Annotated in this window: 12 protein-coding genes; 4 read left to right on the forward strand and 8 right to left on the reverse strand. The window is 33.8% G+C overall.

Features of this window, described 5'->3' with window-relative positions:
* Positions 1 to 257: 257 nt before the first annotated feature.
* The 4 genes from QQS35_RS17055 to QQS35_RS17070 form a co-directional block, all read right to left on the reverse strand.
* A complete protein-coding gene (locus QQS35_RS17055; protein WP_285933431.1) occupies positions 258 to 2,084 on the reverse strand; it encodes an ABC transporter ATP-binding protein in 1,827 nt (608 codons plus the stop codon).
* Between the two features lie 13 nt (positions 2,085 to 2,097).
* Positions 2,098 to 3,849 carry an ABC transporter ATP-binding protein gene (locus QQS35_RS17060; RefSeq protein WP_285933432.1) on the reverse strand — a complete coding sequence of 584 codons (1,752 nt, stop codon included), beginning with the start codon at positions 3,847 to 3,849 and terminating at the stop codon, positions 2,098 to 2,100.
* 252 nt (positions 3,850 to 4,101) lie between these two features.
* Positions 4,102 to 4,554, reverse strand: coding sequence for a TlpA family protein disulfide reductase (locus QQS35_RS17065; RefSeq protein WP_285933433.1), 453 nt, complete (start codon positions 4,552 to 4,554; stop codon positions 4,102 to 4,104).
* Positions 4,555 to 4,670: 116 nt separating this feature from the next.
* Positions 4,671 to 5,213: a peroxiredoxin gene (locus tag QQS35_RS17070; RefSeq protein WP_285933434.1), complete on the reverse strand. Its 543-nt coding sequence runs from the start codon at positions 5,211 to 5,213 to the stop codon at positions 4,671 to 4,673.
* Between the two features lie 231 nt (positions 5,214 to 5,444).
* On the opposite strand from QQS35_RS17070, the gene QQS35_RS17075 reads away from it, so the two are divergent.
* On the forward strand, positions 5,445 to 6,275 hold the full coding sequence (locus tag QQS35_RS17075) for a mechanosensitive ion channel family protein (protein WP_285933435.1): 831 nt from the start codon (positions 5,445 to 5,447) through the stop codon (positions 6,273 to 6,275).
* A gap of 54 nt (positions 6,276 to 6,329) precedes the next feature.
* Here the strand turns inward: QQS35_RS17075 and QQS35_RS17080 are convergent, their stop codons facing one another.
* The 4 genes from QQS35_RS17080 to cbpB form a co-directional block, all read right to left on the reverse strand.
* Positions 6,330 to 6,572 (reverse strand): YkuS family protein, encoded by a 243-nt coding sequence (locus QQS35_RS17080; protein WP_285933436.1) that lies wholly within the window; start codon positions 6,570 to 6,572, stop codon positions 6,330 to 6,332.
* Positions 6,573 to 6,670: 98 nt separating this feature from the next.
* Positions 6,671 to 7,786 (reverse strand): N-acetyldiaminopimelate deacetylase, encoded by a 1,116-nt coding sequence (locus QQS35_RS17085; RefSeq protein ID WP_285933437.1) that lies wholly within the window; start codon positions 7,784 to 7,786, stop codon positions 6,671 to 6,673.
* 166 nt (positions 7,787 to 7,952) lie between these two features.
* Positions 7,953 to 8,675 carry a 2,3,4,5-tetrahydropyridine-2,6-dicarboxylate N-acetyltransferase gene (dapD, locus tag QQS35_RS17090; RefSeq protein ID WP_285933438.1) on the reverse strand — a complete coding sequence of 241 codons (723 nt, stop codon included), beginning with the start codon at positions 8,673 to 8,675 and terminating at the stop codon, positions 7,953 to 7,955.
* 168 nt (positions 8,676 to 8,843) lie between these two features.
* Positions 8,844 to 9,305, reverse strand: coding sequence for a cyclic-di-AMP-binding protein CbpB (gene cbpB / locus QQS35_RS17095; RefSeq protein WP_285933439.1), 462 nt, complete (start codon positions 9,303 to 9,305; stop codon positions 8,844 to 8,846).
* Between the two features lie 228 nt (positions 9,306 to 9,533).
* Here cbpB and trhA point away from each other — a divergent pair, with 228 nt between their 5' ends.
* The 3 genes from trhA (at position 9,534) to QQS35_RS17110 (ending at position 11,800) form a co-directional block, all read left to right on the forward strand.
* A complete protein-coding gene (trhA, locus tag QQS35_RS17100; protein ID WP_285933441.1) occupies positions 9,534 to 10,169 on the forward strand; it encodes a PAQR family membrane homeostasis protein TrhA in 636 nt (211 codons plus the stop codon).
* 129 nt (positions 10,170 to 10,298) lie between these two features.
* Positions 10,299 to 11,159, forward strand: a complete 861-nt coding sequence (locus tag QQS35_RS17105) for a metallophosphoesterase (RefSeq protein ID WP_285933442.1) — start codon at positions 10,299 to 10,301, stop codon at positions 11,157 to 11,159.
* Positions 11,160 to 11,236: 77 nt separating this feature from the next.
* Positions 11,237 to 11,800, forward strand: coding sequence for an SCO family protein (locus QQS35_RS17110; RefSeq protein WP_285933443.1), 564 nt, complete (start codon positions 11,237 to 11,239; stop codon positions 11,798 to 11,800).
* Positions 11,801 to 11,827 lie beyond the last annotated feature (27 nt).

Here is an 11,827-nt window from a genome sequence, read left to right on the forward strand (position 1 = left end):
GAGCTGAAGATCCACTCAGAAGCGATCTCCTTCTGAGTTAGCTGAAGCCGTGCCCGTGGAAAGCGGAGAATTCTGCCGGAACGGAGTATAAAGACACCATCATCATTGCCACCGAAAAGAGTTCAACAAAAGTTTAGAATACTTACTGAGGACTTTATATTGAGTCAGTAAGAAACAGCGATCTTTAGGAACCTTTTTAATCCCGTAATAATTGAAATATACAAAACCTTCATCGATTTTATCGATGAAGGTTTTTATTATAAAGCATCTAACATTTGAAATTGTGATTTTACTAAGTCAAAGTATTCACCTTTATGTTTCATCAGTTCATCGTGATTTCCTTGCTCTAGTATCTTTCCATGTTCAAGTACAATAATATTATCAGACTCACGTATTGTAGATAAACGGTGCGCAATCATAATTGCAGTTCTACCTTTTAACAGTCTCTTCAATGCGTGTTGAATCTTCACTTCTGTTTCTGTATCAATACTCGCTGTTGCTTCATCAAGAATTAAAATCCTTGGGTCCGCAAGAAGGGCCCGAGCGAATGAAAGTAACTGCCTTTCTCCAGCAGATAGAATATTACCACGCTCTTCTACTTCAGTTTGATAACCATCAGAAAGTTTAGAAATGAAATCATCAGCTCCAACAACTTTTGCAGCATCCATTACTTCTTCATCTGTTGCTTCTGGCCGACCAAATCTAATGTTTTCCATAATCGTTCCAGAGAAGATAAAAGTATCCTGCAGTACCACACTAATATTCTTTCTTAAACTATCTAATTTCATATCACGAAGATCATAGCCATCTATTTTCACGGCTCCTTCAGTCGGATCATAAAATCTGCTGATTAAGTTTGCTATTGTCGATTTACCTGAACCCGTGTGTCCTACTAATGCTACCGTTTGACCCTGCTTCATTTCCAACGAAATCTCATGAAGTGCAACACGGTCATCATCATAGGAAAACTTCACTTGATCAAACTCAATGTGGCCCTTCATATCTTTATAATCCATCGCATTTTCTTTTTCTTCCACATTAGGTTGCTCATCAAGGAATTCAAAAATGCGTTCAGATGAAGCCATCGCAACTAATAACTGATTATAAATTTGACCTAAACGAGAAATTGGTTCCCAAAACATTCCTAGATAAAATGCAAACGAAACAAATGTACCAATTTCAATTGCACCACTAATAATTAAATGTGCTCCGTACGAGATTAAAATAACTGTACCTATCGCATTACTCATCTCTACAAACGGCCCAAAGTAAGCACTTTTTTTCATTGCTACTCTTTCCGTTTCAAAGTTATCTGTATTTACACCATTAAAATACTCAGTATTTTCTTTCTCCTGAGAAAAAGATTGTGTTATTCTAATTCCTTGCATACTTTCATTCAAATGGGAATTCAGTCTCGACTTTTGAATTCGTACATCTTGCCACGACCTTCGAATGTTGCGTCTTAATTTTGTTGAAATATAAAACATTATCGGTAAGATTATTAATACTGCTAATGCTAATTGTGGGCTTAGTGCAAATAATAAAATAATGATACCTAGTAACATCACAACATCCATAAGCAAATTTATAATCCCGTTCGTAAACAATTCTTGTAATGAGTTCACATCATTTAAAATACGAACGAGGATGGAACCTGCCGAACGCTTATCAAAAAAGTTGTGAGACAAACGTTGAACATGGGAGAAAAGGTTTTTACGTAAATCATAGATGACCTTTTGCCCCAAAATGTTGACCCACTTAATCCGGAACGTATTGCCCACATAACTTAATAAGTATAGTAGCGATATTCCAATAATTAAGTATGTTAATAATGTAATATCTTTATTCGCAATTGCAACATCAATAACTACCTTACCAATTAATATAGGAACAAGTAGACGGACTAAGGTAGATACTAACATAGCAATCATTGCTCCAGGCAATAATGTTCTTGTATATGGCTTTATAAAAAATAAAAGTCGCATCATCTGCTTCCAGTTAAAAGGCTTCTCCACAGCTTGATCTAAAGGATAATAAAATCTTTTCAAATGTGGACTTTCTCGTTTCGTTTGTTGTTTAGCCAATGGTTATCCCCCCTTATTTAGCCGCATTCATAATGGCCTGTTTATCTTGGTACTGAATATCATAAATTCTTTGATATGGTCCGCCATTGTTTAGTAACATATCATGATTGCCACGTTCCACCACTTCACCATTATCAAGTACAATGATTTCATCCGCATGTTTTAATGATGAAATTCGATGTGCAATTATAAATGTAGTTCTGTTTTGCATGACTTCTTTCAGTGCTTTCTGAATTTTAAATTCTGTTTCCATATCAACTGCAGATGTTGCATCATCTAAAATTAAAATACTAGGATCAATTAGGATTGCTCTTGCAATCGCAATTCTTTGTTTTTGACCACCAGATAGCCCCATACCTCTTTCACCTAACATGGTGTCATAACCTTTAGGCATTTCCATAATAAAGTCATGGGCTTGAGCTCGTTTAGCGGCATCGATAATATCTTCCATATTGGCAGATGGATTACCATATGCAATATTTTCTTTGATTGTTGTGGAAAAAAGAAATGATTCCTGCAATACAAACCCAATATGTTTTCGCAATGCTTTCAAGCTATAGTCACTTGTTGGCAAACCGTCAATTTGCACCTCGCCTTGTTCCGGCTCATAAAATCGAGTCATTAGCTGCGTAACACTTGATTTACCAGAACCCGTAGCTCCAATTAAACCTATTGTTTTCCCTGGGGGTGCATCGAAAGTGATGTTTTTCAAAGCTGAATCATCATCTTCTGTATATGTCAATGTTACGTTATTAAATGTTACGTGACCATCGATTGTATTTGGGGAGATAGCATTTTCTTTTTCCTCTATGTCTTCCTTCGCGTCTAATATTTCTAATAATCTTTCGCCAGAAGCTTTTGCTTGAGAAAATTGGTTTACAATAAACCCTAAATGCATTAAAGGCCCCAAGATATAAGATACTAAACTAAAAAATGCTACTAATTCCCCTAAACTTAACGACCCTTCAATAACTAAATAACCACCAAATATAAGTAAAGCTACCATACATATGTTCCCAATAAATTCCATGAATGGAAAGTATTTAGCCCATATATTTGATGTCTTTATATTAACTTCACGATAGTTAACGTTATTAGAAGTAAATCTGTCTATTTCAAAATCCTCCTTTGACAACGATTTCACTGTGTTCATACCGCTGACATTTTCTTGTATCCGCGTATTAAGACTACCCAACGACTTACGAATAGTTCGAAATGCGGGATGGACTTTACGATCAAATTTAAACACAACAACCCCTAAAAACGGCATAGCAGCCATAGTTACTAATGCTAATGGAACGGAATAATAAAACATAACACTCAAACTAACTAGAATTAGCATTGAGATTTTCAATAATTCCTTAAAACCTGCCGCTAAAAAGAATTTAAATCCTTCCACATCCATAGTCAATCTTGACATTAAATCTCCAGTTCTCGCGTTATCATAGTAAGTAAAAGAAAGTTTTTGTAATTTCTTATAAAGGCCGTCCCTCAATGTATAAACGGACTTTACACCAAATAGATCACCTAAATATTGCTGAGAAAAATTGGCTATCCCCTTCACTATCATTATTAAGATGAAGCCTACCGATAGATAAGGTATTAAGCCATATTCTTCATCCATAACAACCCTATCAATTGTAATTTGTAAGATAATTGGATATAAAACAGTAATTCCTGTTACTAATAAAACAAAAAATAAGGAAAAGAAAAAGTATTTCCTAAATGGCCAATAATATTGTTTCAATCTTTTAAAGGTTTCCAAACTATCTCCCTCCTCCTGTTGTTTTTTTACCGTATTAATAAATATATCGGGTTCCGAAATAAATTTCCACCCATTTGCTTATATTTTTTTAATTTTTGTAACAATTTAAATTATATAAAAGGAGTAGGAAAGATATTCGAATATATTTATAAATTCAAACTCTCTATAGTACTTCTTTAGTTATTCTAATAAACAAATGATTTTTCAAAAGATAACATAAAAAAGCCCTGAAATTAATCAGGGCTTTATCCATTACTCATTTTTCTCTTTTTCTAAAACTCTATTCACACGTTTGCGCAGCATTTTCATACCGCCTCCACCTGCTTGAAAATGCCTAAGGTTACCTTCAGCATCAAACACATAATAGGCAGGTACGTATTGATTATCAAATGCATCTGTTAATTTATGTTGATTATCAACATATATCGGTTGAGATATCTCATGCTCTGCAGCAACTTGTTTAATCTGATCCATATCTAAATCTTTTTCAGATCTTGGCATATGAACTGCAATTACATTTAATTCATCTTTATATTCATCGCGGAATTCGTTTACGTTTGGCATAGCCTCTTTACATAGTCCGCAACTCACTGACCAAAAGTGAAACAAAGTAGGCTTACCCCCAACGAGGTCCTCCCGTTTAGCTTCACCATTAAGCCACTCTGTAGCCCCTTCCAGTGAAGGCATAGGTTCTCTTAACTTCATCGTTTATTACCTCCTGAATTAATTAAATAATATTTAGTTAGTAAGTATACTCTGTATTTTTCACACTGTAAAAAAGGTCTAACACTATAAAGTTAGACCTTTTTACACTTAAATAATTATAGTGTTTCTTGTCCAGGCTTCCAGTTTGCTGGACACAGACCACCAGTTTGAAGTGCCTGAAGTACGCGAAGTGTTTCGTCTACATCACGACCAATATTATTATGATTAACTACTTGATATTGTAGTTCTCCCTCTGGGCTTATAATAAATAAACCTCTCAGTGCAACACCTTCATCCTCAATAAGTACACCATAATCTTTTGCAACTTGATGATTTGTATCTGCTGCTAAAGAATACTCTAAATCTCCAAGACCATTTTCATCTCGAGAAGTATTAATCCAAGCTAAGTGTGTGTGGATTGTATCTGTAGAAACACCTACAACCTCAGCATCTAAATCATCAAACTCATCAAAACGATCCGAAAGTGAAGTAATTTCTGTTGGACAAACAAATGTAAAATCCATTGGATAAAAGAATAGAACTGTCCACTTGTCTTTTTTCATATTTTCTTCAAGTGAAACTTTTCCAAATTCCTTATTAGGAAGAACTGCATCCATCTCAAATCGGGGAGCTTGTTTACCTACCATACGTTCTGCCATTATATTTCCCTCCATTTAATTGTTATGTAATTCACACATCTAAATTATAAATAGTTTGTTACTAGTAGTCAAATAATGTCTACTTTGTAGAAATATTCTATATATTTCTATTATATCCAACACTTTCTTACAAAAACCTTTTAAGTTAAAATATAATATAATTTGTATCAATCATTTGATAAGACATTTAGTTTCTATTATCCTATATAGAGGATAGAAAGGAGACATCTTATGAATTTTTTAGAAGATGGGTTTAACAACATAATTGGATTAATAATTACTTATGGTCTAAGGATTGCTTTACTTGTAATTGCTTTTTTAGTGGTAGCTCCAATTGGAAAAAAAGTAATTTCTTCAAGTTTAGCAAAAGCGAGCAAAAGAGAAAGTGTATCAGAAGCGCGTATAAATACGTTAGAAAAGTTAGTTTTAAACGTATTTTCCTATACATTAATCTTCATTTTTGTTGTAATGTTTTTTGGAATTATTGGGTTACCACTAGGACCTCTACTAGCGGGGGCTGGTGTGCTTGGACTAGCAATTGGTTTTGGAGCGCAAGGCCTTGTTAGTGATGTAGTTACAGGGTTTTTCCTTTTACTAGAAAGACAAATAGAAATAGGTGAATATGTTACTACTGCTGGATATAATGGAATAGTTGAGGAAGTTGGATTACGTACTACTAAAATTAGAAGCTTTGATGGTACACTAAACTTCATACCTAATCGGGATCTTACAGGAGTTAGTAATCATTCGAGAGGTACGATGCGTGCACTTGTTGATATTGGCATCAGTTATGATGATAATATAGATCATGCAATGGCAGTTCTACAAAAGGTCTGTGATGAATTCAAAGAAGATGAACGTTTTACAGAAGGACCTGATGTACTAGGTGTACAAGGGTTTGGTTCATCAGATGTTGTTCTCCGACTTTTAGGAAGAACTGAGAACATGTTGCAGTGGTCCGCAGAGCGTGATATTAGAAAACGGATTAAAGAAATGTTCGATCAAGAAGGAATTGAAATACCTTATCCACACCAAGTTAATGTTACAAAACAGACCAATTAATCTAAAATAACCCTCAAATTTGAGGGTTATTTTTTTATGACCATGTTTATAATCTTACTTAATTTTTTGCTCAACTTGTTCGCATACCTCATCTGCAGTAAGGCCCTGTGCATTAATAACAGACCCATCAAAACTAGCTGTCTGCATTCCCATAACATTTTTATCTTGTCCAGAAATCACACAACAGTCACAACCATTAACATCTTCTTCTTGACGCAAATCTACAACATCATACCCTTTTTCTTGAAGGGCTCCTTTTACATCTGACAAAGTTCCTTCAATACCAATACGTGTCATTACACATACCTCCTCAAACTTATAGTTTAGAAATATCCCTCTGTTATGATTCCCAAAAGTAAATTTAGTATGCAATAACATGCAAAGCGGTGCTCGTTTTATAAATTCCGTAACGTGGACTCTACAGCTTTCACAGCCACTACTAAGGCATCTTCATTTGGCTTTAACTTGCTATGATGTAAACCATAAGCTGAGTCAACACCCAACCAAAACATAAAACCAGGTATTTCTTTTAAGAAGTAGCCAAAGTCTTCACCTGTCATAGCAGCTTTTGCTTCATGCCAGTCTAAGCCTTCTAGGTGTATAATATTTTTAAATTTATTAACGTATTTTTCGGTGTTGAATACTTGATAATAATTGGATCCATAATCTATTCCAATCGAACAATCAAAATTCATTTCGAACCCCTTTGCAAAGGACTCGATGTTTTTTTTCACAATATCAATACTAGCTGGATTCAATGTTCTTATTGTTCCTTCTAATCTTGCATGCTCAGCTATTACATTTTGTACAAAACCACCCTCAATTTTGCCAATCGTAATTACCGCACTTTCTAAAGGATCAATTTTCCTTGAGACAACCTGTTGCAATTGCGATACAAAATTGCTTGCAGCAACAACCATGTCTTTTGTTAGGTGAGGATATGCAGCATGCCCTCCTTTTCCTTTAAAGTCAATAAACAATTCACTTGTATTTGCGAACAGAAGACCTGCTTTTGTTGATACAGTTCCTACTGGTAATTCTGGAGCTATATGAAGAGCGAAAATCATGTCAGGTTGCCACTGTTTAAACTCCTTAGATTCCATTAATGGCAATGCACCACCAGGACCTTCTTCCGCTGGTTGGAAAACGAATAGTACATGATCATCTATTGGATTCTTTGCCAAATTAGCCAAAGCTCCTAATCCTATTGTCATGTGAAAATCATGACCACATGCATGCATATTCCCTTCATGTAAAGATTGAAAATTGTATTCTGTATCCTCCTTTATAGGTAATCCATCCATATCAGCTCGAAATCCAATCGTTCGTTTTGGATTTTCACCTTGAACTCTCACTAATATTCCCGTTTTCCAAGTTTTAACTTCTAAATGTGTTTGTGCAAATGAACTAATTACATCTAGTAAATATTTTTGTGTTTTGTACTCTTGGAAACCAATTTCTGGAATCTGATGAAGGTCTCTTCTAACTTTTGTTAACATTTCTTTTTCCATATATAACTCCACCTACCATTTATTATGTAAATTATATTATCTTTTAAAATTCATGAAAATAGCTATTATCTATTTGTAAGAAACTTGTACACTGTTATTTTGTTTAAAAAAAACAGGAGAAAATTATCCCCTGTTTTTTATTATTCTATATTTTTGTCGGTTCTTCTTACTCTTCGTCCAATTTTCTTAAAGCTTGCATAATCTCAGTTTTTGATTTTGTTTTATCATCGATTTCTTTAATTACTTTTGCAGGTGTTCCGGCAACAACTGTATTTGCTGGTACATTTTTGGTAACTATAGCTCCAGCTGCCACTACTGCACCCTCTCCTACTCTAACTCCTTCAAGGATAACAGCATTCGCTCCAATTAATACGCCATCTTCAATAACCACTGGATCTGCGGATGGAGGCTCAATTACGCCTGCTAGTACTGCTCCTGCACCAACATGGCAATTCTTTCCTACAGTTGCTCGTCCACCTAAAGTAGCATTCATATCAATCATTGTACCTTCACCAATAACGGATCCAATATTAATTAATGCACCCATCATGATAACTGCTCCATCTCCAATTTCTACTTGGTCACGGATTACAGCACCTGGTTCGATACGAGCATTTATACCTTTAAGTTCTAACAATGGAATCGCTGAATTTCTTCGGTCATTTTCAACTACATAATCATCGATTTGATCTTTATATGTATTCAAAACTTCGGAAATCTCTTTCCATTCTCCAAATATAACTCCTGTTTCAGATTCCACAAAATTTTTAATTGATTCATTAAACTTAATTTCATTTAACTGTTTTCCTTTAATATAAACTTTAACCGGTGTTGACTTTTTACTATTCGAGATAAAAGAAATAATCTCATTTGCATCCATCATTTTCACTTTATTTTCCTCCAATATAAATCATTATTTTCATTTCCTATACTTTATCAAATAACTCCCTTTAGTGACAAGCAATAAACACACTTCAAAAAAAGTAGTGCTAATATAAACATTCTCTAAAAAAAAAGCCATGACATTTTTTGTCATAAGCTCTTTTAACATCGTCTATTACTTTGTAATTTTTGCATTATGCTTATTCACGTGAAGATATTTATTCAACTGCTTTAGTATAGCTCTCCTAGTCAAAATACCATCGAAAAACCCTTCATTATCTACTACACAGACAAATGGATGATCAATAACTGTTTTTAAACAAGTTAAAAAATCGTCTTTTCTGTTTAGACATGGTATTTCTGTATTCATAACTTCGTCAACCTTTTTAACAGAAAGGTTTTCCATTTCAAATCGCTCAAGACCCAAAACACTGTTTAAAATCTTTGTTTTCCCAATAATTCCTTTGAACTTATAAGAACTATCAAGAACTGGAACAGAAGAATAACCGGACTTCACTAAAACTAAAAGAGCATGTTCTAGTGGATTTCCCATTTGCACATGAGCTACTTTCTCAGATGATATCATTAATTCTTCAACAAGGATCTCTGTTATGTCATAACTTTCAACACTATTCATAATAACACTCCTTTTCAGGCAGTTGAAGGAGTAATTCACGTTATCTAAGTACATATCATATTTTATCACATATGGGTGCTCTAGACCATTAGCTATTGGCTATATTAAACAAATTGTAATATTTAGAATATAAAATGAATGAGGTTTCAGTAATACTTAAATTATAAAATTTCACTTCCAAGGTAAAAATAACAGAAAAATTAAATTCTGAGGTGAGTAATTTATCAAATGACAACCTATACATTTACAAAAAAAGAAGAAATTGCACATACTATTACTCATGCTATCGGTGTCTTATTTAGTATTGTAGCAATGGTATCGCTCATTACTTTTGCAAACTCAGGTAACTTTTGGCAAGTAACATCTGTGATTATTTTTGGTTCCACCATGCTATTTATGTACCTATCTTCAACAATTTGTCATGGTTTGCCCCCCGGTAAATGGAAAGACTTATTTCAAATTTTCGACCACTCTTCTATCTACTTGTTTATTGCGGGGACATATACACCAATCCTTGTAGGACCGCTTCGAACAGAAATAGGATGGACATTCTTTATAATTGTGTGGACAATTGCTATAGTTGGGATCATCTTTAAAATTTTTTTCGTAAAAAAATTTCTCGTTATTTCTACTCTATTTTATATACTAATGGGTTGGTTAATCGTATTCATCTGGGAACCTTTAACAAAGGTTTTCCCTACTGAGGGTGTACATTACCTTGTAGTAGGTGGGATTTTTTATACTGTAGGCACGATTTTCTATATATGGCGCAGATTTTGTTATCATCATGCAATATGGCATTTGTTTGTTATTGTAGGATCAGTTTTCCACTTCTTAAGTATTTTGGTTTATATCTCTTATTAAACTCTTTTAAAAGTGTCCCTGTTAATAAATAAAACAGGGGCTCTTTTTTATAATGTTCTTTCATCCTTTCATTATTTGCTTTACATGCTATAATTTTGTTACAGGAATATTGTTGAAAGGTATGGGCATATGAATCGACGTACATTTTTAAAAAGATTGTTTGCAAGCTCTATTGCGTTAATTGGAACTGGCGGTGGGACATATTACTATGCCAAGGAGATTGAACCTAGCTTGCTTACAATTCAAGAAGAAGTTATTTCCTCAAAAAAAATACCTCTTACATTTAATAATTTTAAAATTGCACAATTTAGTGACACACATATAGGTTTTCACTATACAAATGATCAATTTAATCAACTGGTTAAAACAATTAACAAACAAAAACCTGACTGCGTCGTTTTTACAGGTGATTTAGTAGATATGCCTAATAAGTTTGATTGGAATGAGGAAATAGTTCAATCTCTCATAAACATCCAAGCCCCCTATGGAAAATTTTGGATTTATGGAAATCATGACCACGGTGGTTATGGCACTGATATAGTTAAAGATGTTATGGAAAAAGGTGGTTTTACCTTGTTACAAAATAACCATTCCATTGTAAAAAAGAATAACAGTAAATTTATACTAGTTGGGTTAGATGATGTTATGTTAGGAAAACCTGATATTAAAGAGGCTTTAACTGGAGTAAATCCACATTATTATACAATTCTTTTAGTTCATGAACCTGACTTTGCAGATACTACTAAAAACTATCCAGTTGATGTTCAAATATCAGGACACAGTCACGGTGGCCAGATACAGATTCCTTTTTTTGGTTATATATATACCCCACATTTAGCCGAGAAATACGTAGAAGGAAAATATTCTGTAGGTGGGCACCCTCTCCAATTATTTGTTAGTAGAGGAATTGGAACAACTAGGTTACCCTATCGATTTCTGTGTAGACCAGAAATTACTATATTCACACTAAACTCTAGTGAGAAAGAATAATTTATAGTTTTTCGCTCAGTAAAATGCTAAACTAGTCTTCAGTATGAATAAAGATTTATTTTATGGGGTGAACTTAAATGAAAAAAATATTTTTATTTCTTGGTATTCTATTAACTTTAAGTGCGTGTGGTAATAACTATGAAGGTGACTTCTCTTATGAGGTAGAGTCTTTCGAATTTACAAATCAGAATGGAGAAGTATTTAATAGTGAACAATTACAAGATAAGTTTTGGGTCGCTGACATGATTTTCACAAATTGTGAGACTGTATGTCCTCCAATGACTGCAAACATGGCTAAATTACAAGAAAAAATAAAGGAAGAAGGATTGGATGTTGAATTAGTATCATTTTCAGTTGATCCAGATAATGATTCACCTGAAATTTTAAAGGAGTATGCCGAAGTACGCGGTGGTGAATTCGATAATTGGAATCTTCTTACTGGCTATGAATTTCAAGAAATAAAAGAATTCGCAGTAAAATCATTTAAAGCACCAGTTGAAAAAACAGCTGATTCTGACCAAATGATTCATGTAGTCAGTTTTTATCTCGTATCACCTGAAGGGAATGCAATATTGCGTTATGATGGTAGTGACAGTGATCAAATGGATCAAATAATAGCAGATATTAAGAAAATGATGTAATCTATACAACATAAGCACTTATATTAT

Source organism: Aquibacillus rhizosphaerae (assembly GCF_030282825.1).
Lineage (GTDB): Bacteria > Bacillota > Bacilli > Bacillales > Amphibacillaceae > Aquibacillus_C > Aquibacillus_C rhizosphaerae.